This window comes from Candidatus Pelagibacter sp. IMCC9063 (genome assembly GCF_000195085.1).
GTDB lineage: Bacteria > Pseudomonadota > Alphaproteobacteria > Pelagibacterales > Pelagibacteraceae > IMCC9063.
In genome coordinates this window covers 1,052,599-1,075,844 of record NC_015380.1, presented here as the reverse complement: position 1 = coordinate 1,075,844, position 23,246 = coordinate 1,052,599, and the positions used below count along the sequence as shown (strand labels likewise).

Genomic DNA, 23,246 nt, shown 5'->3' with positions numbered 1-23,246 from the left:
TTATGGCACTTAAAACTTTTAAACCATACACAAAGTCTACAAGAGGTACTATCTTAGTTGATCGTTCTCACCTATGGAAAGGCAAGTCAGAAAAAACCTTAACTAAAAAAATGCACAGAGCGGTGGGTAGAAATAACCAAGGTAGGATTACTTCAAGACATAGAAGTGCTGGGCACAAAAAAAAATATAGAATTATTGATTTTAAGAGAAATAAATTTGAAATGGCTGCTGAAATAAAAAGATTTGAACATGATCCATTTAGAAGTGCTAATATCATGCTAGTTGAATATGAAGATAAAACTATAGCTTATATGCTAGCTCCAGAAGGGGTTAAGATCGGTGAAAAAATTTATTCAGGTGAAAAATTAGAAATTCTTCCAGGAAATTGCATGAAAATTAAAGATATGCCAGGGGGAACAAGTGTTCATAATATAGAGTTAACACCTGGAAAAGGTGGAGTTATGGCAAGATCTGCTGGAACATCTGCTACTATTATGGGAACAGATGGTGATTACACAACAGTGAAATTATCTTCGGGTGAGGTTAGAAAAGTAAGAGCAGAATGTAGAGCTACAATAGGACAACTTTCTAACGTAGATAATAAAAACGTAAAAATTGGTAAAGCTGGTAGAAACAGATGGTTAGGTATTAGACCTCAATCTAGAGGTGTTGTGATGAACCCTGTTGATCACCCGCACGGTGGTGGTGAGGGTAAGACTTCAGGTGGTAGAGATCCTGTCACTCCTTGGGGTCAAGGTACTAAAGGTTTAAAAACAAGAAATAATAAAAAAACAGATCAGTTTATTATTTCTAGAAAGAAAAAAAGATAATTTATGGCACGCTCTATTTGGAAAGGCCCTTTTGTACACCCAAGCTTAATTAAGAAAGTGGAAAAACAAAAACAAACAGACTCGAAAAGACCTATCAAAACCTGGTCTAGAAACTCAACTATTATTCCAGAATTTATTGGACAAAAATTTGAAATTCATAACGGTAAAAAATTTATTCCAATAACAATATCGGAGGAAATGATTGGTCATAAGTTAGGTGAATTTTCACCCACTAGACAGTTTCCTGGTCACACAGCATCAACTTCAAAAGCAGCTCCAGCAAAAGCTGTTAAAAAATAATTATGGCAAAAATTAAAAAAGATTTATCAACCGTTAAAGCAGTTTTTAACAATTTAAAATCTGGAACAAGAAAAATTAACGAAATATTGCAATCTATTAGAGGTAGAAAAGTAGATCTTGTTTTAAGGGATCTTCAATTTAATAATAAACGTGTTTCTAAAGAAATAATTAAAACAATCAAATCTGCTGTAGCTAACGCTGAAAATAATAATCAATTAGACATAGATACACTAATTATAAAAGAGGCTTATGTTGGCAAGGGCATTACATTAAAAAGATTTAGACCAAGAGCAAAAGGTAGGGCAGCTAGTATCAAAAAGCATTTTAGTAATTTAACAATTGTTGTTTCAGAAAAAAAAGAAGCAGCGCAAGTACCACAGGGAGCTTAGACAATGGGACAGAAGATTAATCCAATTGGAATTAGACTTAAAATTAATAGAAACTGGGATTCTATTTGGTTTGCTAAGAAAGAAGCTTACGGAACCTATTTAATACAAGATTTTAAAATTAGAAAATACATTAATGCCAATATAAAAAATTCTGGAATTTCAAGAATTTTAATCGAGCGTCCTTCTAAAAAATGTAATGTTACAATTTTTACCTCTAGACCTGGTTTTGTGATTGGGAAAAAGGGTTCTGATATTGAAAAAATTAAGAGCAACATTGGAAAAATTGTTACAGATGAGGTTTCGGTCAATATAAAAGAAATTAGAAAACCAGAGCTAGATGCTTATTTAGTAGCTGAAAACATTGCGCAGCAAATTGAAAAAAGGATCGCCTACAGAAAAGCGATGAAAAGAGCAATGCAATCAACCATGAGAATTGGTGCCAAAGGTATCAAAGTGATGATCAGTGGTAGATTGGCTGGAAACGAAATAGCAAGAACAGAGTGGTTGCGAGAGGGTAGTGTTCCATTGCACACTTTAAGAGCAGAAATTGATTACGCGGAGTGTGAGGCGCTTACTACTTACGGAATTATAGGAATTAAAGTCTACATCTACAAAGGTGTAGTGTTTCAAAAAGACTTGCAGAAAAAAATTGCAAGTGAAAAAGAGGAAGAGAAAACAAAATAATGTTACAGCCAGCTAGAACAAAATTTAGAAAAGCTCACAAAGGTAGAATCAATGGTACTGCTGAACGTGGTGCAACCATGAATTTTGGATCTCATGGGTTGTTGGCTCTTGAGCCAGAAAGAATTACATCACGACAAATTGAAGCTGCCAGAGTTGCTCTAACAAGACATATGAAAAGAGCTGGACGAGTATGGTTGAGAATTTTTCCAAACATTCCAGTTTCTAAAAAGCCTATTGAAGTTCGTATGGGTAAAGGTAAAGGAAATGTGGAATATTATGTGTTCAGAGTTAAGCCTGGAAGAATTATTTTTGAAATCGATGGCGTTTCGGATCTTGTAGCTAAAGAAGCTTTTGATAGGGCTTCTTCTAAGCTACCGATAAAAACAAAAGTAATTAAAAGAAATATAAATATTTAATATGAAAACAAAAGATATAAAAAATTTATCAGTTACTCAGCTTGAAAAAGAGCTAGGCAATTTTAAAAAAGAGCAGTTTAATTTAAGAATTCAAAAGATGAACTCTCAAATTACTAATAGTGCTCGAATTACGACTGTTAGAAGAACGATAGCTAAAATACTAACTTTTATTAATCAGAAGAAGAAAGCATAATGAGCAAAAGAACTTTACAAGGTAAAATAGTAAGTACTAAAAATTCAAAAACATTAGTGGTAAATGTGGAAAGAAAGTTTAGGCACCCTGTCTTATCCAAAGTAATCAAAAGATCTAAAAAATATCACGCTCACTATGAGGAGGGCAACTATGCTGTTGGGGATACTGTTAAAATCATTGAATCCGCACCCATATCCAAGTTAAAAAAATGGAGAGTTATTGGAGATAAAGCATGATTCAAATTCAAACAGAATTAGAAGTGGCTGATAATACAGGAGCAAAAAGAATTGAATGTATTAAAGTTCTTGGAGGATCAAAAAGAAGATATGCATCTATTGGAGATGTGATTGTTGTAAGTATTAAAGATTGTGCTCCTAAAGGAAAAGTTAAAAAAGGAGACGTTCATAAAGCCGTGGTTGTTAGGACGAGAAAACAAATTTTTAGAAAAGATGGTTCTGCAATTAAATTTGATACCAATGCAGCTGTGTTAATTGCAGCTAATAACGAGCCAATTGGTACTCGTATTTTTGGTCCAGTTACAAGAGAGTTGAGAGTAAAAAAACATATGAAAATTATTTCATTAGCTCCAGAGGTGCTGTAATGAAATTAAAATTTAAAAAAGGAAATACAGTTAAAGTGATTTCTGGTGATGACAGAGGTAAAAGTGGAGAGATCATAGAAATATTTAAAGACAGATACAGAGCAACTGTCAAAGGACTTAATATGGTAAAAAAACACACCAAACCTACAAAGGAAAAAAAAGGTGGAATAATTAGCGTGGAGCAATCAATTCATTTATCCAACCTTTTAGTTGAAGCTGCTGATAAAAAAAAGCTAGGTAAAAAGGAAGAAACCAAAGCATCAGTTAAGCCGAAAGCAAAAGAGAAATCTTCCGTTAAAAAAGTAAAAAAAGATTCTAAAAAGAAAGACATTAAAAAAAATATCAAGCCAACAAAAAAAAACTCTGAGAAAAAAGATACGAAGAAAACTTCCAAGACAACTAAAAAAAAAGGTAAATAAGAACAATGATACCAAGATTAAAGAAAATATATCTAGAAGAAATTTTACCTAACATAGTAAAAAATCTATCTATTAAAAACACAATGCAAGCTCCTAAAATTGAAAAAATTGTATTGAATATGGGCCTAGGCTTGGATGCTTCTGATAGTAAGATTTTAAAGATTATAAAAGAAGATTTAGCAAACTTAACAGGACAACTTCCTATTGTTACCAAGTCTAAAAAAGCAGTGGCAAATTTCAAAACTAGAAAAGATATTCCACTTGGACTTAAAGTTACTTTAAGAAAAAACAATATGTATTATTTTTTAGATAGATTAATCAACATGGCACTACCAAGAATTAAAGACTTTCGTGGTTTAAATCCAGATAGCTTTGACTCAGAAGCAAATTATAGTTTTGGAATTAAAGAGCACGTTATTTTTCCAGAAGTTAGTTTTGACAAAATTGAAAAATTAAGAGGGTTGGATATCACAGTTGTGACGTCTACAAACAATAAGGAAGCATCAAAAGCTTTGCTAGATAGCTTTGATTTTCCATTTTATAAGAAAGGGTCTAATTAATGGCAAAAATATCCGCGATACACAGAAATTTAAAAAGAGTGAAAATGGTTAAGCGTTTTGAAAGTAAAAGAAAAAAATTAAAAGCTATTATTATGGATAAAAAAACTAATCTAAATGAAAGATTTGAAGCTAGTTTGAAGCTTGCTAAAATTCCACAAAATTCAGCAAAAAATAGAATTGTAAATAGATGTGAAATTACTGGAAGACCTCACGGTTATTACAGAAAACTTAAAATGTCTCGTATTGCACTTAGAAAATTAGCTTCTATGGGCAAAATACCAGGCATGACTAAATCGAGTTGGTAAGGGAATAGGAAAGGAAAAATTATATGACAATATCAGATCCAATAGGAGATATGTTAACTAGAATTAGAAACGCACAAATGAAGTTGCATCCTACTGTGTTAATACCAAGCTCAAAGTTTAAAAAATTTGTTTTAGATGTAATGCAGCGTGAGGGTTTTATTTCTAGCTACGATGTGGTTACAGAAAAAGATTCTTCTTTTGAGGCATTGAAAGTAAATTTAAAATATGTGCATGGAACGCCAGTTATCAGAGAAATTAAAAGAATTTCAAAACCTGGCAGAAGAATTTACACACGATTTGAAAGCCTACCAAGAGTATTGAACGGACTAGGAATCGCTATTATCTCAACCTCAAAAGGTATACTTTCTGACAATGAAGCTAGAGATCAAAAACTTGGAGGAGAAATAATCTGTAATATTTCTTAATATCTATGTCAAAAATTGGAAAAAAAAGCATTACAATACCTGATCAAGTCAAAGTTTCCATTAACAGAAATATTCTTTCCATGGAAGGACCTAAGGGGAAAAAAGAAATTATTTTAAACACAGAATTGCTTGATACAAAAATAGAAAATAACATTTTATCAGTAACTTCTAAAAAAACAGAAACTAAAAATAAAGTCTTTTGGGGATTGCAAAGAAGTTTGATTAACAATGCTTTAATAGGAATTTCTGCAGGATATGAAATTGTTTTAAATTTAAATGGAGTTGGATTCAGAGCTAGCTTAGAAGGTAAAAAAATTAAATTTCAATTGGGTTTTAGCCACGATATTTTATTTGATGTACCAGAGGGCATTACGGTAAAAATTGATAAGCAAACCAAAATTACTTTAAATGGAAATGACAAGCAGCTGATTGGTAAAGTTGCATCTGATATTAAATTTTTAAAACCAGTTGAGCCATATAAACAAAAAGGAATAACTGCTGACGGCCAGTTTATTCTGAAAAAAGAAGGGAAGAAAAAATAAATGAGAAATAAAACCCTGACTAGAAAAAGCAGAATCAGATCTAAGTTAAAAAAAGTAAACAACGGTAAACCAAGACTTTCAGTGTTTAGGTCCCTCAATAATATCTATGCTCAATTAATAGATGATAAAAAAGGTTCAACTATAGCTAGCGCATCTTCAAAAGAAAAAAATATAGAGAAAAAAAGTAAAACAGAGGTTTCTAAAATTGTAGGAAAGCTTATTGCTGAACGGTCCATAGAAAAAGGTATCAAAGAAGTATTTTTTGATAGGGGTTCGTATAGGTATCACGGAAGAGTTAAATCACTTGCTGAAGCAGCAAGAACTGGAGGTTTGAAGTTTTAAATATGAGCAAGGTATCAGAGATTAAAGAAAAATTAGTAGCCATCAACAGAATTACAAAAGTAGTAAAAGGTGGAAGAAGATTTGGGTTTGCAGCATTAGTTGTGGCTGGAAATCAAAAAGGTCAAGTAGGTTATGGACAGGGTAAAGCCAAACAAGTTCCAGATGCTATTAAAAAGGCTTCAGAAGCTGCAAAAAAATCATTAATTAAAATACCTTTAAGAGACGGAAGAACTTTGCACCATGATGTAAAGGGAAAGAGCGGAGCCGGTAAGGTAGTTTTAAGAAGCGCCCCTGCTGGTACAGGAATTATTGCCGGTGGAGCAGTTCGAGCTATATGTGAAATGTCGGGTATTCAAGATGTGGTAGGAAAATCTATTGGATCTGCAAATCCTTATAATTTGATCCGAGCTGTTTTTGTTGCACTAGGTAGTCAACAAACACCAAAAGACATTTCCTTAATTAGAGGAAAAAAAATTAAAGATATTGTTGCAAGGAGATAATAATGAACTTAAATGAAATTGGAGTAAAACTACACAAAACCTCAAAAAGAGTTGGAAGAGGCATTGGGTCTGGAAAAGGAAAAACAGCTGGAAGAGGAGTTAAGGGTCAAAAATCTCGTTCAGGCGTTTCTATAAAAGGATACGAAGGTGGTCAAATGCCTTTGTTTAGAAGGTTGCCTAAAAGAGGTTTTAATGCAATTTCAAAAAGAGCTAATAATTTAGTTATAAACTTAAACGACCTGTCAAAACTAATTGATAAAAATAAAATTAGTATTGCTGAGAAGTTAGATTTGGCATCTCTTTTGTTTTCAAAAGATAAAAAAAATTACAAATACGTTAAAGTAAAAATTTTAGGCACAGGCGAAATTAAACATAAAATTAATATTTTAGCTCATTCTGCAAGCAAAAGTGCGAAAAGCAAAATTGAAAGTTCGGGCGGATCAATAGAAATAGTTAAATAGATAATGTCTAACTTTTCCGATACATCAAATAGTGGATCCAGTTTTTTTCAGGGAAACGATTTAAGTAAAAGGATTTTCTACACTTTATTCATTTTAGTTATTTATAGATTTTGTACTTACGTTCCCATACCCGGCATAGACCCAGATTCCCTTAAAAATCTAATTTCAGGAAACGAAAGAAGTCTTCTTGGTATGTTTAACGTATTCGCGGGTGGAGCTGTCCAACGTATGGCAATTCTTACTTTGGGTATAATGCCCTACATTTCGGCTTCCATTATTATTCAGTTATTAACTGGTGTTACAGAGTATTTTAAGAATTTAAAAAGTCAGGGTGAATACGGAAGAAAAAAAATTACTCAATATACAAGGTACGGAACAGTATTGCTTGCTTTGGTCCAGGGATATGGAGTTTCTGTTAGTCTAGAAAATTCACAAGGAATTGTTCTGGATCCTGGAATGTATTTTAGGTTTGTTACTACAGTTACATTGGTAACAGGTACTATTTTGATCATGTGGCTAGGAGAGCAGATAACTGCCAGGGGTGTTGGTAATGGTATTTCATTAATTATTTTTTCTGGAATTGTTGCTGAAATTCCAAGAGCGCTTGCCTCGACATTTGAATTGGGTAGAACGGGTGCAATTTCTAGCGTTGCTATTTTGTCTATCCTAGTTCTTTTGTTGGCTGCTATATATTTTATTGTTTATGTGGAAAGAGCGCAGCGAAGAATATTAATTCAATACCCCAAAAGACAAATGGGTAATAAAATGTACGGTGGAGAATCTTCTTACCTACCCTTAAAAGTTAATACTGCAGGTGTCATACCAGCGATCTTTGCATCAGCATTACTTTTGCTGCCAGTCACATTGTCTAACTTTTCTACCAGTTCAAATTCAATTATTTTATCTATTACCTCTATGTTAGGACAAGGAAAGCCTCTCTATATGATCTTTTATGCATCTGGTATTGTGTTCTTTTCTTTTTTTTACACTTCTATTATTTTCAATCCAGTAGAAACCTCCGATAATTTAAAAAAGAATGGGGGATTTGTTCCAGGAATTAGACCAGGTGACAAAACTTCAGAATTTATTCAAAATCTTTTGACAAAATTGACAGTAATAGGATCAAGTTATTTAGTAATAATTTGCTTGTTGCCAGAAGTTCTTATTTCAAAATATCCCATTCCTTTTTATTTGGGAGGAACGTCTTTGCTTATTGTTGCAGTTGTTGCGATGGATACAATAACACAAGTTCAAACAAGGTTAATGAGTGCTCAATACGCTTCGTTAATTAAAAAAACTAAATTCTCAAGGTAATGAATATAATTATTTTTGGACCACCTGGGGCAGGCAAAGGTACCCAGTCTTCTTTCTTAATTAATAATTTCAATTTTTTTCAACTCTCTACAGGCGATTTGCTGAGAAATGAATTAAAGAGCGGTTCTAAACTAGCTTCAGAAATAGAAGTATTAATGAATTCAGGAAAGCTTGTTTCAGACGACATTATAAATAATCTTATTGAAAAAAAATTAGAAGACAAAAGTATAGAAAATAGAATTATTTTTGATGGATTTCCTAGAAATATTGACCAAGCCAAAACTTTAGACAACTTGTTAGAAAAACACTCCCAGTCAATATCGTTAGTTCTTAATCTGAAAGTAGACTATTCAATTTTAACCAAAAGAATATCTGGAAGACTATCATGCTCAGTTTGCAAAAAGACTTTTAATGAGTTTTTTGACCCCCCAACAACCTGTGAAGATCCCAACTGCAAGTCTAGAACTTTAGTTAAGCGATCTGACGATAATGAGGATACGGTAAGCAAAAGATTAAAAACTTACGACGAGTCTACTCTACCAATCCTTGATTATTACTCAGCAAAAAACATAGTTTCAGATGTTGATGCTATGGGTCAAATTGCTATGGTTTCAGATCAAATATCCAATATTATCAAAGACTTAAAAAGTTGACTTTGAAAGAAGGATTTGTATATTCCAACAGTTTTATAAACTAAAAATTACAATCACTTAGTATGGCTCGTATATCAGGAATAAATCTTCCATTAAACAAACAAGTATATATTGCACTACAGTATATCTACGGAATAGGTGATCATTACGCTGAAAAAATTTGCAAAGAGTTAAATATTGATAGATCTAAAAGAGTAAATAATTTAACCGAAGATGAAGTTTTGAAAGTTAGGGAACTGATTGACAAAAACTATTCTGTGGAGGGAGATCTTAGAAGGGATATTTCATTAAATATTAAGCGCCTGAGAGATTTGGGTACTTATAGAGGAACAAGACACAGAAAAAAATTACCAGTAAGAGGACAAAGAACACACTCCAATGCAAGAACAAGAAAAGGAAAAGCGATTGCAATTGCAGGTAAAAAATTAACAGTGATGAAAAAATAATAAATGAGCACAGAAGAAATTAAAAAAAAATCAGATTCCGGCAAGAAAGAACCAAAGAAAGCTGATTCTAAAAAAGCCGATTCAAAAAAGAAAAGTAAGTTCAAAGCAAAGAAGAAAGAAAAAAAAGTAGTGATTAATGGAAAGGCATTTGTAAATGCAACTTTTAATAATACTATTATTTCCATTACAGACAAAGATGGAAACGTATTGTCATGGTCTTCTGCTGGATCAAAGGGATTTAAGGGTTCAAGAAAATCCACTCCTTACGCAGCCCAAGTAGCTGCGGATGATGCTGCATTAAAAGCAGCTGAGTATGGACTTAAAAATATAGATGTTGAAGTAAAAGGACCAGGTTCGGGAAGGGAAACAGCGTTAAGAGCATTGCAAGCAAGGGGTTTTAAAATTTTGTCCATCAAAGACACAAGTCCAATTGCTCACAACGGTTGTAGACCACCTAAAAAAAGAAGAGTTTAACAATAAATAGAAACAGGAGCTAACATTGATAGATAAAAATTGGAAAGAATTAATCAAACCTTCTAAGATTGATATTCAAGCCAGCGAAGATAAAAAATTTGCAAAAATAGTTGTTGAGCCTTTAGAGCGTGGTTTTGCTTTAACTTTAGGTAATGCATTAAGAAGAGTTCTTCTTTCTTCTATTCAAGGAACAGCAGTTACCGCGATACAAATTGACGGCGTGTTGCATGAGTTTTCATCAATTAATGGCGTTAGAGAAGATGTTACAGACATAGTTTTAAATATTAAATCCTTGTCTTTAAAATTAAATACAAATGGTCCAAAAAAACTTATTCTTGATGCAAAAGGACCAGGAGAAATTACTGCAAAAATGATTAATCCAAACCCTGATATTGAGATTTTAAATCCCGATCAGGTTATTTGTAACTTAGATGAAAATTCAAAAGTTTACATGGAATTTGTTGTGAATACTGGAAAAGGATATGTATCTGCTGATAAAAATAGAGAAAAAGATTCTCCGTTAGGTTTAATTCCTATCGATTCAGTTTATAGCCCAGTAAAAAGAGTTTCTTACAATGTATCTAATACAAGAGAAGGTTTGTCTATTGATTATGATAAACTTACTATGGAAATAGAAACGAATGGCTCTGTTGCTTCAGATGATTGCTTAGCATTTGCTGCTAGAATTCTTCAAGATCAATTGTCATTATTTGTTAATTTTGATGAACCAAAAGAAGTTGTAGTTCAGCCAACGCAAAGTGAGCCTGAATTTAACAAAAATCTTTTAAGAAGAGTCGATGAGCTAGAACTTTCAGTTCGATCTATGAATTGCTTAAAAAATGATAACATTATTTATATTGGTGACTTGGTTCAAAAAACAGAAGGTGAAATGCTAAGAACACCCAATTTTGGTAGAAAATCACTTAATGAAATTAAAGAGGTAATTTCTGGAATGTCTTTATATTTAGGTATTGAAATTCCAAATTGGCCTCCAGAAAATATTTCAGAACTCTCTAAAAAACTAGAGGATGAGTACAAATAAATTATGAGACACGGTCACGGACATAGAAAGCTAAATAGAACTTCTGAGCATAGAAAAGCTATGTTTCAAAATATGATAAACTCATTAATTAAACATGAGCAAATCAAAACAACCGTTCCAAAAGCTAAAGAGTTAAAGCCCATTATTGATAAAGTTATTACTATTGGTAAAAAAAACACTCTAGCCTCAAAGAAAATTTTATTTTCTAAGTTACAAGACAAAAGCTCTGTAACTAAATTAACAACTATTTTGTCCAAAAGATATGAAAAGAGGAATGGTGGTTATTCGAGAGTTGTAAAATCTGGTTTTCGTTTTGGAGACAATGCTCCAACCGCTTATATAGAATTGGTTGATAAAGATTTTAATGCCAAGGGACAAGATTCTGGCCCTGTTCAAAAAAAAGCTGATAATAAAAATGAACAAGAGTCTAAAAATCCAGTAGTAGAAAGCAAAGACACCAAACTAACTAAAAAATAATGAAACTCTATCTGCTAGTTGCTTTATTTGGAGCAGCTGGAAGTGTATTGAGATATTCTCTCTATCTAATTACCCCCAGATTTTTCTACCTAAACTTTCCTGTCAGTACGGTCATAGTGAACTTGTTAGGTTCTTTTTTTATAGGCATTTGCATTTCATTGTTTGACAAAAATATTATTACTGAAAATATTAGAATCTATATTGCAATAGGTTTGTTAGGGGGGTTTACAACTTTTTCTACATTTTCTATGGATTTATTTAATTTATTAAGCAAATCACTTTATATAGAAATGATTAGTTACTTGGTCCTTTCAGTTTTTGGTGGTGTGCTTTTGTTTTTTGCTGGATACAAAATTGTTAGTATTTTTTAATGAAATTTAATGAAAAATTCACCATAGATGAAAATTACGCAAACACTAGAATAGATAAGTGGTTAAAATTAAACACCCAAAAATTTCCCCAATCCTTTGTTGAAAAATTGTTACGCTCAGGAAAAATTAAAGTAAATAACAAAAAGGTTAAAAGTTCTTATAAGCTTCAATTGGAAGATGAAATTTTTCTTCAATTTAGCTATGAAGAAAAAAAAGAAAATGAAAAATTTTCTTATAGTGCTAATATTAAAGAATACAAAGAAATTAGAAACAATATAATCTTTGAGAATCATGATTATTTAATTTTAAATAAACCATCTGGTATTTCAGTCCAGTCTGGAACCAAGTCTCCAAAAAATTTAATTGATATATTGAATAAATTTAGTGAAGATAAAAAATTTTATTTAGTCCACAGAATTGACAAAGAAACCTCTGGTATTATTGTATTTGCATGCAATAGATTATTTGCACAGACTTTGTCTGAGCAATTTAGAAATAAAGAAGTAAAAAAAAGTTATTTGGCTATTTTGTACGGATCCATTCCTCGCAATGAAGGAACTCTAGATCATGATTTGGTTTTTAAAGTAAAGAATCAAATGAAAACCTTTAAAGCAGAAACAGATTTTTCTGTACTCTCTAAAAATAAAGATTTTTCTTATGTTGAGGCAACACCCATCACCGGTAGAAAACATCAAATTAGGCAGCAATTTTTTAAAGTTAACCATCCAATAGTGGGCGATGGAAAATATGAAATTCCTCATTATGTAAATAAAGATAAGTTTTTAATGTTACATAGTTATAAAATTACCTTTTACGACAAAGGCAAGGAAAAAACATTCAAGGTCGAACCTCCCAAAGAGTTTAAGAATTTTTTAAAAAAATCTAATCTGTAAAAAATATTTCTTTAAAAGAGGAAATAATAGTTTCATCTAGTGATTTTGGTATTTTTTTTATTTCCAACCAATTTATTATTCCTCTATCGGAAATACCACATGGTATTATTCCGTCATAATTGTTTTTATTAACATCCAAGTTTAGAGCAAATCCATGGTATGCAATCCATTTTTTAACCTTCAAACCTATAGCAGCAATTTTGTATTCCTTGTTGTCTTTATCAATCCATATCCCAATATTTTTTGAATCGGCATGAGCTTTGATATTGTGTTTATTTAGTATTAAAATTATCCACTCTTCAATTGTCCTAACAAGTTTTCTGATCTCCTTTCCTCTGTGGTTCATATCCAAAACAAAATAAACAATTTTCTGACCAGATCCATGATATGTCCATTTACCCCCTCTGTTAGTTTTTAAAATAGGGAATTTTTTTTTATCCAACAGCTCATTGTCTTTGCCGCTTGTTCCACAGGTGTAGATGTCTTTATGTTCAAGTATCCATATCAATTCACTTTTTTCTTTACGATGAACCTGCAAGGTTCTTTGTTCAAGTTCTTCAATTGCCTTTTGATAATCAACTGGTTTTTTACTGATTTTTATTTCAATATTCATTATAAACGAAAGTACTTTATTATTATGGAAAACAATAACGAAATCAAATCTAAAAAAATAGAATTCAATATCTCCACTTCTTACTTAGATGACCTTATTGATAAAATCGATAAAAAAGATTTATTTGCAGTTGATAGTCTTTTAGCTAAATTACACCCTTCGGATATTGCAGAAGTGATATCCAATCTCCCTGAAAAAAAAAGATTTGAACTAATTGCTTTAGAAAACTTTAAAATTAATCCTCATGTTATAGTTGAACTTACAGATGAGCTTCAAAAAGATATTTTAGAAAAAATATCATCTGATAAAATAGTCAAAATAGTAAATAGTCTAGAATCTGATAACGCTTTACAAATTATTGAAAACTTAACAGTTGAAAAAAAAGATAGAGTCCTTACCAAAATACCCCTTGAAGACAAAAACTTATTTGAAGAAACTCTCAGTACTTACCCAGAAAATTCTGCAGCTAGAATTATGCAAAGAGAATTTGCAGCAGTGCCACAAGATTGGTCTGTAGGACAGACCATTGATTATTTGAGAGAAACTAATGAGCTACCAAAAGAATTTTTGGAAATATTTATTATTAATGAATTGAATATTCCTGTCGGCTCAGTCCCCTCATCAAGAGTGCTAAGAACTTCAAGGGAAGTTAAGATGAACTCTATTATGAATAGCAATAAGTTTTTAATTCCTGCAGAAATGGATCAGGAACAAGTTGCTTACAACTTTGAGCAATACAACCTTTTTTCTGCTGGCGTTGTAGATAGTAATCACAAACTCATAGGTATGATAACAGGAGACGATATTGTAACTATTATAAAAGAAGAAGCAGAAGAAGATACTTTAAGATTAGCTGGTGTAAGTGATGAAGAAATATCAGATACAGCATTTAGCATCACCAAAAAAAGATTTGTATGGCTTGCAATTAATTTATTAACAGCAATACTTGCATCTACTGTCATAAGTCTTTTCAATGCCAGTATAGAAAAAGTTGTAGCATTGGCAATATTAATGCCGATTGTTGCATCTATGGGTGGCAATGCTGGAACACAAACTTTAACGGTTACAGTTCGTTTGATCGCAACCAAGGAACTTATAGCTTCGAATGTTTCTAAAATTATTTCCAAAGAATTTCTAGTAGGACTGTTCAACGGCTTAATTTTTGCCGTGATTGCTGGCATAGCAATATACATATGGTTTCGTGACGTTCATCTTTCATTATTAATTGCAGTAGCTATGACTATAAATATGACTGCCGCTGGTTTCTTTGGCATAGTTGTTCCTATTACATTAAATAAATTTAAAATAGACCCAGCTATTTCATCCAGTGTATTTGTTACGACAGTAACAGATGTATTTGGTTTCTTGTCTTTTTTAGGATTGGCAAGTTATTTTCTTCAATTTTAAAGATTATCTATTAAACGAACACCATTTAAATAATAAGCTATAAATATATTTGTATTAGAGCTAATTTTTTTTACCTCTTTAAAATTTAAAAGATTAATTAGTTTAATATAGTCAATTTTTTTAACTCCTATTTTTTCAAGTTTAGACCTGACAAATAAAAGCCCACCACCATGTTTTTTATATAGCTTTAAAAAACGGTAAACTTTGCCGACAACTAACAATGCATCATTGCTTAATAAGAGATTTCTAGAGGAAAGTGCACCACCATTTTTCATTCTAATTGTTTTGCACTCAACAATAGAGCATTTAATCTTATTTAATTTTATTAAATTTTTTATAAGATTTAATTGTTGATAGTCTTTTTTCCCCATATAAATTTTAGAACATTTTATAATAGAGAGAAACTTGGACATAACTGCAAGAACTCCATTTAAGTGACCTTTTCTAAATTTTTCCTCCATAATATTATCAATTTTAGGTGTAAGAATTTTTTTATCATTCCAACGATAAATCTCGTGGGCATTGGGAATAAATACGTAATCTACTTTTAGTTTTTTACAAATGGACAGATCATTTCTGAGATTATTTGGATATGTTGCAAAATCTTTTTTCTTATTAAATTGCTTTGGATTGACAAAAATACTCACAATAGTTTTTTTTGATTTCTCTTTGCTTTTTTTAATGAGGGATATGTGACCTTCGTGCAACGCACCCATCGTCGGTACAAAGCCTATATCTTTGTGTTTAATCGATATATTGTGGATTAAATTGGATTTTTTTATAATTTTCATTTATTACTTTTTTATAATTTTTTATTTATGATCACTCAAGCAATTATACCACTAGCAGGTCTTGGAACAAGGATGTTACCTTTAACGAAAGCTTTCCCCAAAGAGCTTTGGCCTTTAGGAAAAACATCTATTTTAGAAAGAGTTTTAAAAGAATGTGATGAAGCAGGCATTAAAGAAGTGTTTTTAGTGATTTCAAAACGAAAAAGTATTATAAAAAAATACTTTGATAAAGATCGCGAACTAGAAAAAAGAATCTTAAATAATAAAAAAGCAATTAAAAAAATAAATATTCTTAAAAAGTATCAAAAAAAGATAAAATTTGTTTATCAAAATTCTGCAAAAGGATTAGGTGATGCGGTAAATGCGTGTCGTAAAAAAATAATATCAGATCATTTTTTACTAATTTTGCCCGATGACATAATAATTAAGAAGAATTGTAGCCGTGAATTAGTTAGTATACACAAAGCTTACAAGTCATCAGTTGTTGCGACCAAGATTGTTCAGAAAAAAGACGTTGATAGGTATGGAATTTTAGGATTTTCTAAAAAAAATAAGAGTATACTCGATATTAATAAATTTGTTGAAAAACCTAAAATTTCTCTAGCACCTTCAAAATACGCTATTATTGGCAGGTATATTTTAAGTAAAAAAATATTTAAGTTTCTAAATAAAAGCAAAAAAGGTAAGCATGGAGAAGTTCAAATTACCGATGCAATGAATAAGCTCTTGATTAGTGGTGAAAAATTTAATGGATCTATTTTTAAAGGATCGTATTTGGACTGTGGAACTATGGATGGTTATATTGAATCATTCAATAAAATAGGCAATTATTAACCATGAAAATTTGTTTTATTGGAACAGGTTATGTAGGTTTAGTGTCCGGAGTTTTGTTCTCTGATTTCGGGAATACAGTTTATTGCGTAGATAATAATAAAAAAAAAATAAAAGACTTAGAAAACAATATACTTCCAATTTACGAACCGGGGCTAGATGAAATTGTTAATAAAAATTTTAATGCAAAAAGACTTATTTTTACAACTGATATCGATAAAGCCATTCAAAACTCAGACATCATCTTTATTGCTGTAGGTACTCCGTCAGGAAAAAATGGTCAATCAGCTGATCTATCCAATGTATTTAAAGTTGCAAAAACTATTTCAAAAAATCTCAATAAACACAAGACTATAATCACAAAGTCTACAGTGCCTCTTGGAACAGGAGATAGGATAGAAAAAATTTTAAGTAAACATAACCCTAGCAATAAGTTTGATGTAGTTTCAAATCCAGAATTTTTAAGAGAAGGGGAGGCTCTCAGAGACTTTAGATACCCCGACAGAGTAGTAATTGGAACTAATAATTCAAAAAAAATTTCACCTATTCTTAAAAAGCTATACGATCCAATTATAAAAAAAGGTGCTAAGTTTATTGTTGTCTCACGTAAAGCTGCTGAATTGATAAAGTATGCAGCCAATGCTTTTTTAGCTACTAAAATTACTTTTATTAACGAGATTGCTAATCTTTGTGAAAAAACAGGAATCAATGTTGATGATATTGCTGAGGGTATAGGAACCGATCAAAGAATTGGCTCTCGTTTCTTAAGGGCTGGTCCCGCATATGGTGGCTCTTGCTTTCCAAAAGATACAAAAGCGCTAGCAAAGACTTCTGATGACTTTAAAGTAAACCTGAGTTTAGTTAAAAACGTAATACGATCCAATGGAAATCGTAACAATTTAATCACTCAAAAAATTTTAAAAATTGCCAAACAAAACAATCTTAAAAAGATCGGTTTTTTAGGTGTAACTTTTAAAGCTAATACAGATGATATGAGAGATTCGTCAAGCCTGTTTATTATTCCTAAGCTTTTAAAGAATAATTTAAAAATTAGCTATTACGAACCAACGGGCAGCAAGAGCATTCTGTCTAAGTACAAAAAAATTAAATACTGCATTAATCAAAAAGAATTAATCACAAACTGTGATTTTGTTATTATTCATAGTGATTGGGACGAATTTAAAAATATTGATTTTAACAAAGTGAGTAAAAACAAAAAACTATCTATTTGTGATTTAAGGAATTTGTATCATCCTGATGAATTTAAAAATAAAAAAATAAAATATTATTCTATAGGCCGTCCTTTTCATGAGTAAAACTTTAACTGCTATAAGAAAAAGAAAACTATCCACAAAAACTACCAAACCACCTTATTATAATGTCATTCTATTAAATGATGATTTCACAACTATGGAATTTGTTATACAAGTTTTGATAATATTTTTTAAAATGACAAACAATAAAGCTAAAAATGTTATGCTAAAAATTCACGAAGATGGTTCTGCTATTTGCGGCACATATACAAAAGATATTGCAAAAACCTTAACATCACTAGTTAACAATTATGCTAAACAAAATTTGTTTCCCTTAAAGTGTATAATGGAGGTTAAATAAATGGCAACTTTTACCAAATCATTAGAGAAATCTATTTCTAAAGCTTTTCAAGTTGCTACAGAAAAAAATCACCAATATGTAACTTTGGAACACTTGTTGCTTTCGCTGACAGATGAAGAGGATGCTTTAAATGTTATGAAGGCTTGTAGTGTAGACACAGATTTATTAAAAGAAAATCTTGAGTATTACATTGATAACGAATTAGACAATATTGTTAATTCTGAAAAAAACAACGACCCTCAGCCAACATCTGGATTTCAAAGAGTAATTCAGAGATCTATTGTTCATGTTCAGTCTTCTGGTAAAAGCGAAGTAACAGGTGCAAATATTTTAGTTTCTCTATTCGCAGAGAGGGAAAGTCATGCAACTTACTTTTTGCAAGAGCAGGAAGTTACCAGATATGATGTTGTAAATTTTATTTCTCACGGTATTACAAAAATTGACAATTTCACCTATGTGGATAGTGCTAATGAAAAGAGCAAAACAAGAGAATCTAGTCCAAACTCACCACTTGATACCTATTGTGTTAATTTAATAAAGAGGGCAGAAAAAAATAAAATTGATACTCTTGTAGGAAGAAATGACGAGGTTGACCGAATAACTCAAATTTTGTGTAGGCGGACAAAAAACAACCCTCTATTAGTCGGGGATCCAGGTGTTGGCAAAACTGCAATAGTTGAAGGTCTGGCCAATAAAATTTTTAGAAACGAAGTGCCTGACATTCTTAAAGACAATGTAATTTATTCATTGGATATGGGACTTTTAATAGCAGGAACTAGGTATAGAGGAGATTTTGAAGAAAGATTAAAGGCTATTATTAATGAAATAGAAAAAAATCCAAAATACATTTTATTTATTGATGAAATACACTCGCTTGTTGGAACTGGATCTACTTCTGGAAATTCTATGGATGCTGCCAATATGCTCAAACCTGCTTTACAATCTGGTCAGATTAGGTGCGTTGGTTCAACAACTTTTTCTGAATATAGACAGTTTTTTGAAAAGGATAGGGCCTTACAAAGAAGATTTCAAAAAATTGATGTTTCTGAACCTAGTGTTGAAGATGCATATAAAATAATGTTTGGACTAAAAGCTAAGTATGAAGATTTTCATAAAGTTAAATACTCTGATGATGCGATAAGAGCTTCGGTTGATCTTTCTTACAAATACATAGGAAACAAAAGACTGCCAGACAAGTCAATTGATATTATAGATGAACTAGGATCGTACGAGTCATTAAAAAAAAATGATCAAAAAAAAGATGTGTTAGATGAGTCAGATATAGAAAAAATAGTTTCTAAAATAACAAAAATTCCAGAAAAAAATATTACCTTGAATGATAGAAACTACTTAAAGGATATAGAAAAAAACTTAAAAAGAATAATTTATGGGCAAGATCATGCCATAGAAGCATTGGCCAGCTCCATTAAGCTCTCTCGGTCAGGCTTAAGAGATTCTAATAAAACTATTGGTAATTATTTATTTAGCGGTCCTACAGGAGTGGGAAAAACAGAACTAGCCAAACAACTGGCAAAAACATTGGGAGTTGAGCTTATTCGTTTTGACATGTCAGAATATTCTGAACGGCATACAATTTCTAAGCTTATAGGTGCGCCTCCAGGATATGTAGGTTTTGATCAAGGTGGGCAACTTTCGGAATTGGTTGAAAAAAATCCTCATGCTGTTTTGTTAATTGATGAAATAGAAAAAGCACATCCTGATATTTATAATATTTTACTACAAATAATGGACTATGGAAATTTAACTGACCAAAATGGTAAAAAAATTGATTTTAGAAATATTATTTTGATTTTAACTACGAATGCAGGGGCTACAGATTTGGAAAAAAATCAAATTGGTTTTGTAAAAGAAACCTATAATAATAATGATTTTGAAACTATAAAAAAAATATTTACTCCAGAATTTAGAAATCGTTTAGATTCGGTAATTAGATTTAATAATTTAAATAAAGAAATTATAAGACAGGTAGTAAGTAAGTTTATTATTGAGCTAGAAATTCAGTTGAATGCTAGAGATATTACTATTGAATTATCTGATGAGGCTTGCGATTTAATTTGTAGCATTGGTTATAGTCAAACAATGGGAGCCAGACCCATATCTAGAACGATCGATGAAAAAATAAGAAAACCCTTGGCCAATGAAATTATCCATGGAAAATTAATTGATGGAGGTTTTGTATTTATTGACTGTAAAGACACTAAATTTAATTTTAAAATTACTAAACTTGAAAAAGTTTCTTTAAAAAATTAAATTTCTATTTCGAAAATAGTTTCAATTTCCACAGCAGCATTTAATGGGAGGCTAGACACTCCCACAACAGCTCTTGCATGTTTACCTTTTTCACCAAATATTTTAACCAGTAGATCGGAAGCTGAGTTTAATAGAGTAGGATGATTTTCAAAGTTATTTACTGAATTGATATAGCCATTAATTTTAATACAACTTTTTACCTTATCTAAATTTTCAACTGCATTTTTTAAATGTCCTATGCTATTCAATATGCATAGTAGAGCAGCTTTTTTGCCATCTTCTTCTGTTAGTTCATTTCCAATTTTCCCCTTAATCATGTTTCCATCTTTATTAATCGGTAACTGTCCAGATATATATATTTTGTTACCACTAATTTTGTATGCCAAGTAATTTCCAACAGGCGACGGTGGTATTGGTATTTCGATATTTAATTCTTTTAACTTTTTCTCAATTGCAGACATTTAAATCTTATTTTTCTTCATCTTTATTTTTATCAGCTTTTTTTTTAGGTTTTCTTTTCTTAGCTGTTTTCTTTTTTATTTTTTTACCTTTTTTGGTTGAGTCATACTCTAATCTTTTTTCAATTAAATCAAGAGCCTCTTCCATAGTTACGCTTTCAGGGTCTTTATCATCAGGTATCGTAGCATTAATTGTTTTGTATTTGATATAAGGTCCGTAAGAACCTTTCATAACTTTTACTGGTTTTTTATCTTCTGGATGTTCTCCAATAAGTTTAATTTCATTAGAAGACCTTCTTCCTGGTTTGGCATCTGCAATCATAGTGATAGCTTTATTTAAACCTATTGAAAAAATGTCCTCAGGAGCTTCTAAAGTAGCTGATTTTTTATCACATTTAACATATGGGCCATATCTTCCATTGTTAAGAGTGATATCCATACTGTTTTCAGGATACTGTCCCAATACTTTCGGCAATGAAGCTAAGAACCTGGCTTTATCAAGGTCTATATCATCTAAAGATATGCCCTTAGGAATAGATACATTCTTCATTTCCTTCTCATCATTTCCAACTTGCAAGTAGGGTCCAAATCTACCTTTTTTTAAAACTATATTTTTATCGTCTTCTGTTTTTCCAATTTCTTTTGGTTCGGCAAGGTAGTCTTGTTCAGCTGCTTTAATACGTGACATGGGACGTGTAAATTTGCAATCAGGATATTTTGAACAACCAATGAAAGCACCAAATCTTCCGGTTTTTAAACTTAATTCACCACCACATTCACAAGACCTTTTTATTTTGCCTTCATTATCTTTGTCAAAAATAATTTCTCCCAAGCTTTCATTCATCATGTCTAGGATAGCCCTAGTTCTTAATTCTTTGACTTCGAGAACATTCTGGTTAAATTCTTTCCAAAATTTAGCCAAGACCTCAATCCAGTCAGCCTTACCTGTTGTTATATCATCAAGACTTTCTTCTAAGCCTGCAGTAAAATTATAATCAACGTATCTAGTAAATAATTGGTTTAAAAAAGAAGTAATTAACTTTCCTCTGTCTGTGGGAGTAAATTTTTTATTGAGTACTTCAACATAGTTTCTAGTTGATAAAACAGAAATAATACTTGCGTAAGTAGAGGGTCTTCCAATCCCTAGCTCTTCTAGCTTCTTAACTAAACTAGCTTCTGAGTATCTTGGAGGTGGTTGGGTAAAATGCTGTTCATTAAGGACTTTGTCAATTTTTAAAATTTCATCTTTTACCACTTCTGGTAAAATATTATCTTCATCAGAATCCTCTTTTTCTTTATCATCCTCATCCTTAACCTCTTGATAAAGCTTTAAGAATCCATCAAATTTCTGAATAGAGCCATTGGCTCTAAATATCATACTGCTAGACTGGTTTGTAAAGTCAATGGCAGTTCTTTCAAACTCTGCACTCTCCATCTGAGAAGATACAGTTCTATTCCATATTAATTCATAAAGTCTCATCTGATCCTTATCTAATTTTGACTTTAAGGAATTGGGAGTTCTTGTTATATCTGTTGGTCTAATAGCTTCATGCGCTTCTTGAGCATTTTTGGCTTTTTTCCCAGAATAATTTCTTGCTTCTGAAGGTAAGTATTTTTCACCAATTTCATTTTTTATGAATGTTCTGCAATCCGCTACTGCATCCAAGGAAATATCAGTACCATCTGTTCTCATGTATGTAATTAGACCTACTGTTTCGCCTTCTATATCTATGCCTTGATATAATCTTTGAGCTACCTGCATGGTTCTTGAAGCTCCAAAGCCCAATTTTCTTGACGCATCTTGTTGCATTGTGGAAGTCCTGAAAGGAGCGTAGGGATTTCTTTTAAATGGCTTGCTTTCAATACTTTTAACCTTGAATTCATTTTTATTTATTTCAGCAACTGCATTTTCCGCAGCTTTTTTGTTCTTGAATGAAAATTTTTCAACTTTTTTTGAATCGTATATATTTAGTTTTGAATTAATTTCTTTATTTTGGCTATTTTTAAAAACTGCATTTAAAGTCCAAAATTCCTCAGGCTTAAAAAGTTCTATTTCATACTCTCTTTCTACAATAATTTTTAATGCTACGGATTGAACTCTGCCTGCTGACTTTGAACCCGGCAATTTAGTCCATAAAATTGGTGATATGTTAAAGCCAACTAAGTAATCCAAGGCCCTTCTAGCTAAATACGCATTTACTAACTCTATGTTTAAATCTCTTGGATTTTCAACTCCATACACGACTGCTTTTTTGGTAATTTCATTAAAAACAACTCTTTCTACTTTTTTACCTTTTAAAAGATTTTTATCTTCCAGTATGTGTCTTACATGCCAAGCTATGGCTTCTCCTTCTCTGTCTGGGTCAGTAGCTAGAATTATTTTTTCACAATCTTCAGCAGCATCTGCTATTTCTTTGATATGTTTCTTAGAAGCAGTATCTATTTCCCAGACCATATTAAAATTATTCTCTGTATCAACGGATCCGTTTTTTGATGGAAGGTCTCTCACATGACCAAAGCTAGCTAATACTATGTAATTAGACCCAAGATATTTATTAATTGTTTTAGCTTTTGCTGGGCTTTCTACTATTACGAGATTCATAATATTTGAACCACTGTCAAAA

The 23,246-nt window shown here is 31.4% G+C and carries 33 protein-coding genes; 29 read left to right on the top strand and 4 right to left on the bottom strand.

Translation table 11 applies throughout. The features are described from left to right. The first annotated feature begins 2 nt into the window (after positions 1 to 2). The 24 genes from rplB (at position 3) to SAR11G3_RS05640 (ending at position 12,637) form a co-directional block, all read left to right on the top strand. A complete protein-coding gene (rplB, locus tag SAR11G3_RS05755) occupies positions 3 to 830 on the top strand; it encodes a 50S ribosomal protein L2 (protein ID WP_013695861.1) in 828 nt (275 codons plus the stop codon). A 3-nt stretch (positions 831 to 833) separates the two neighbouring features. Further along, complete coding sequence (gene rpsS / locus SAR11G3_RS05750) at positions 834 to 1,130, top strand: 30S ribosomal protein S19 (RefSeq protein WP_013695860.1); 297 nt, start codon at positions 834 to 836, stop codon at positions 1,128 to 1,130. A gap of 2 nt (positions 1,131 to 1,132) precedes the next feature. Further along, complete coding sequence (rplV, locus tag SAR11G3_RS05745; RefSeq protein ID WP_013695859.1) at positions 1,133 to 1,519, top strand: 50S ribosomal protein L22; 387 nt, start codon at positions 1,133 to 1,135, stop codon at positions 1,517 to 1,519. Between the two features lie 3 nt (positions 1,520 to 1,522). After that, entirely contained in the window at positions 1,523 to 2,203 is a 681-nt protein-coding gene (rpsC, locus tag SAR11G3_RS05740; protein WP_013695858.1) for a 30S ribosomal protein S3, read from the top strand. Continuing rightward, the gene (gene rplP / locus SAR11G3_RS05735; protein WP_013695857.1) at positions 2,203 to 2,619 is read left to right on the top strand and encodes a 50S ribosomal protein L16; all 417 of its coding nucleotides are present in this window, start codon (positions 2,203 to 2,205) and stop codon (positions 2,617 to 2,619) included. The genes rpsC and rplP overlap by 1 nt, the downstream gene beginning before the upstream one ends. A gap of 1 nt (position 2,620) precedes the next feature. Continuing rightward, complete coding sequence (gene rpmC / locus SAR11G3_RS05730) at positions 2,621 to 2,812, top strand: 50S ribosomal protein L29 (RefSeq protein WP_013695856.1); 192 nt, start codon at positions 2,621 to 2,623, stop codon at positions 2,810 to 2,812. After that, positions 2,812 to 3,048, top strand: coding sequence for a 30S ribosomal protein S17 (gene rpsQ / locus SAR11G3_RS05725; RefSeq protein ID WP_013695855.1), 237 nt, complete (start codon positions 2,812 to 2,814; stop codon positions 3,046 to 3,048). The genes rpmC and rpsQ overlap by 1 nt, the downstream gene beginning before the upstream one ends. Next, positions 3,045 to 3,413: a 50S ribosomal protein L14 gene (rplN, locus tag SAR11G3_RS05720; RefSeq protein WP_013695854.1), complete on the top strand. Its 369-nt coding sequence runs from the start codon at positions 3,045 to 3,047 to the stop codon at positions 3,411 to 3,413. The genes rpsQ and rplN overlap by 4 nt, the downstream gene beginning before the upstream one ends. Continuing rightward, positions 3,413 to 3,832, top strand: a complete 420-nt coding sequence (gene rplX, locus SAR11G3_RS05715; protein ID WP_013695853.1) for a 50S ribosomal protein L24 — start codon at positions 3,413 to 3,415, stop codon at positions 3,830 to 3,832. The genes rplN and rplX overlap by 1 nt, the downstream gene beginning before the upstream one ends. Positions 3,833 to 3,837: 5 nt before the next feature. After that, positions 3,838 to 4,392 (top strand): 50S ribosomal protein L5, encoded by a 555-nt coding sequence (gene rplE, locus SAR11G3_RS05710; protein ID WP_013695852.1) that lies wholly within the window; start codon positions 3,838 to 3,840, stop codon positions 4,390 to 4,392. Continuing rightward, the gene (rpsN, locus tag SAR11G3_RS05705; RefSeq protein WP_013695851.1) at positions 4,392 to 4,697 is read left to right on the top strand and encodes a 30S ribosomal protein S14; all 306 of its coding nucleotides are present in this window, start codon (positions 4,392 to 4,394) and stop codon (positions 4,695 to 4,697) included. The genes rplE and rpsN overlap by 1 nt, the downstream gene beginning before the upstream one ends. Before the next feature lie 23 nt (positions 4,698 to 4,720). Continuing rightward, entirely contained in the window at positions 4,721 to 5,122 is a 402-nt protein-coding gene (gene rpsH / locus SAR11G3_RS05700) for a 30S ribosomal protein S8 (RefSeq protein WP_013695850.1), read from the top strand. Between the two features lie 5 nt (positions 5,123 to 5,127). Then, entirely contained in the window at positions 5,128 to 5,664 is a 537-nt protein-coding gene (gene rplF, locus SAR11G3_RS05695; RefSeq protein WP_013695849.1) for a 50S ribosomal protein L6, read from the top strand. Next, positions 5,665 to 6,006, top strand: a complete 342-nt coding sequence (gene rplR, locus SAR11G3_RS05690) for a 50S ribosomal protein L18 (RefSeq protein ID WP_013695848.1) — start codon at positions 5,665 to 5,667, stop codon at positions 6,004 to 6,006. A 2-nt stretch (positions 6,007 to 6,008) separates the two neighbouring features. Further along, a complete protein-coding gene (gene rpsE, locus SAR11G3_RS05685; RefSeq protein ID WP_013695847.1) occupies positions 6,009 to 6,506 on the top strand; it encodes a 30S ribosomal protein S5 in 498 nt (165 codons plus the stop codon). Next, positions 6,506 to 6,967, top strand: a complete 462-nt coding sequence (gene rplO, locus SAR11G3_RS05680) for a 50S ribosomal protein L15 (protein ID WP_445082403.1) — start codon at positions 6,506 to 6,508, stop codon at positions 6,965 to 6,967. The genes rpsE and rplO overlap by 1 nt, the downstream gene beginning before the upstream one ends. Before the next feature lie 3 nt (positions 6,968 to 6,970). After that, positions 6,971 to 8,281 carry a preprotein translocase subunit SecY gene (gene secY / locus SAR11G3_RS05675; RefSeq protein WP_041862392.1) on the top strand — a complete coding sequence of 437 codons (1,311 nt, stop codon included), beginning with the start codon at positions 6,971 to 6,973 and terminating at the stop codon, positions 8,279 to 8,281. Beyond that, positions 8,281 to 8,934: an adenylate kinase gene (locus SAR11G3_RS05670; RefSeq protein ID WP_013695844.1), complete on the top strand. Its 654-nt coding sequence runs from the start codon at positions 8,281 to 8,283 to the stop codon at positions 8,932 to 8,934. The genes secY and SAR11G3_RS05670 overlap by 1 nt, the downstream gene beginning before the upstream one ends. Positions 8,935 to 8,996: 62 nt before the next feature. Beyond that, positions 8,997 to 9,380, top strand: coding sequence for a 30S ribosomal protein S13 (rpsM, locus tag SAR11G3_RS05665; RefSeq protein WP_013695843.1), 384 nt, complete (start codon positions 8,997 to 8,999; stop codon positions 9,378 to 9,380). 3 nt (positions 9,381 to 9,383) lie between these two features. Beyond that, the gene (rpsK, locus tag SAR11G3_RS05660) at positions 9,384 to 9,854 is read left to right on the top strand and encodes a 30S ribosomal protein S11 (RefSeq protein ID WP_013695842.1); all 471 of its coding nucleotides are present in this window, start codon (positions 9,384 to 9,386) and stop codon (positions 9,852 to 9,854) included. Positions 9,855 to 9,879: 25 nt separating this feature from the next. Beyond that, the gene (locus SAR11G3_RS05655; protein ID WP_013695841.1) at positions 9,880 to 10,896 is read left to right on the top strand and encodes a DNA-directed RNA polymerase subunit alpha; all 1,017 of its coding nucleotides are present in this window, start codon (positions 9,880 to 9,882) and stop codon (positions 10,894 to 10,896) included. 3 nt (positions 10,897 to 10,899) lie between these two features. Further along, positions 10,900 to 11,373 carry a 50S ribosomal protein L17 gene (gene rplQ / locus SAR11G3_RS05650; RefSeq protein ID WP_013695840.1) on the top strand — a complete coding sequence of 158 codons (474 nt, stop codon included), beginning with the start codon at positions 10,900 to 10,902 and terminating at the stop codon, positions 11,371 to 11,373. Then, complete coding sequence (crcB, locus tag SAR11G3_RS05645; RefSeq protein ID WP_013695839.1) at positions 11,373 to 11,744, top strand: fluoride efflux transporter CrcB; 372 nt, start codon at positions 11,373 to 11,375, stop codon at positions 11,742 to 11,744. Before rplQ ends, crcB begins: the two co-directional genes overlap by 1 nt. Further along, a complete protein-coding gene (locus SAR11G3_RS05640) occupies positions 11,744 to 12,637 on the top strand; it encodes an RluA family pseudouridine synthase (RefSeq protein ID WP_013695838.1) in 894 nt (297 codons plus the stop codon). Before crcB ends, SAR11G3_RS05640 begins: the two co-directional genes overlap by 1 nt. Here the strand turns inward: SAR11G3_RS05640 and lipB are convergent. After that, the gene (lipB, locus tag SAR11G3_RS05635) at positions 12,627 to 13,250 is read right to left on the bottom strand and encodes a lipoyl(octanoyl) transferase LipB (protein ID WP_013695837.1); all 624 of its coding nucleotides are present in this window, start codon (positions 13,248 to 13,250) and stop codon (positions 12,627 to 12,629) included. The genes SAR11G3_RS05640 and lipB overlap by 11 nt on opposite strands. A 24-nt stretch (positions 13,251 to 13,274) precedes the next feature. On the opposite strand from lipB, the gene mgtE reads away from it, so the two are divergent. Then, positions 13,275 to 14,657 (top strand): magnesium transporter, encoded by a 1,383-nt coding sequence (mgtE, locus tag SAR11G3_RS05630; RefSeq protein ID WP_013695836.1) that lies wholly within the window; start codon positions 13,275 to 13,277, stop codon positions 14,655 to 14,657. Here the strand turns inward: mgtE and SAR11G3_RS05625 are convergent. Next, the gene (locus SAR11G3_RS05625) at positions 14,654 to 15,448 is read right to left on the bottom strand and encodes a 4-phosphopantoate--beta-alanine ligase (protein WP_013695835.1); all 795 of its coding nucleotides are present in this window, start codon (positions 15,446 to 15,448) and stop codon (positions 14,654 to 14,656) included. The genes mgtE and SAR11G3_RS05625 overlap by 4 nt on opposite strands. A gap of 27 nt (positions 15,449 to 15,475) precedes the next feature. Here SAR11G3_RS05625 and SAR11G3_RS05620 point away from each other — a divergent pair, with 27 nt between their 5' ends. Genes SAR11G3_RS05620 through clpA form a run of 4 tightly spaced genes read left to right on the top strand, consistent with a single transcriptional unit; the run spans position 15,476 to position 20,164 of the window. Beyond that, positions 15,476 to 16,282 carry a sugar phosphate nucleotidyltransferase gene (locus SAR11G3_RS05620; RefSeq protein ID WP_041862391.1) on the top strand — a complete coding sequence of 269 codons (807 nt, stop codon included), beginning with the start codon at positions 15,476 to 15,478 and terminating at the stop codon, positions 16,280 to 16,282. Positions 16,283 to 16,284: 2 nt separating this feature from the next. Continuing rightward, complete coding sequence (locus SAR11G3_RS05615) at positions 16,285 to 17,595, top strand: UDP-glucose dehydrogenase family protein (RefSeq protein ID WP_013695833.1); 1,311 nt, start codon at positions 16,285 to 16,287, stop codon at positions 17,593 to 17,595. After that, positions 17,588 to 17,893, top strand: coding sequence for an ATP-dependent Clp protease adaptor ClpS (locus SAR11G3_RS05610; protein WP_013695832.1), 306 nt, complete (start codon positions 17,588 to 17,590; stop codon positions 17,891 to 17,893). The genes SAR11G3_RS05615 and SAR11G3_RS05610 overlap by 8 nt, the downstream gene beginning before the upstream one ends. Further along, positions 17,894 to 20,164, top strand: a complete 2,271-nt coding sequence (gene clpA, locus SAR11G3_RS05605; RefSeq protein WP_013695831.1) for an ATP-dependent Clp protease ATP-binding subunit ClpA — start codon at positions 17,894 to 17,896, stop codon at positions 20,162 to 20,164. Here clpA and SAR11G3_RS05600 read toward each other — a convergent pair. Together SAR11G3_RS05600 and topA are read right to left on the bottom strand one after the other, a co-directional pair. Next, positions 20,161 to 20,625, bottom strand: a complete 465-nt coding sequence (locus tag SAR11G3_RS05600) for a RidA family protein (RefSeq protein ID WP_013695830.1) — start codon at positions 20,623 to 20,625, stop codon at positions 20,161 to 20,163. The genes clpA and SAR11G3_RS05600 overlap by 4 nt on opposite strands. A 7-nt stretch (positions 20,626 to 20,632) precedes the next feature. Further along, positions 20,633 to 23,224 (bottom strand): type I DNA topoisomerase, encoded by a 2,592-nt coding sequence (gene topA / locus SAR11G3_RS05595; RefSeq protein WP_013695829.1) that lies wholly within the window; start codon positions 23,222 to 23,224, stop codon positions 20,633 to 20,635. Between the last annotated feature and the right edge of the window lie 22 nt (positions 23,225 to 23,246).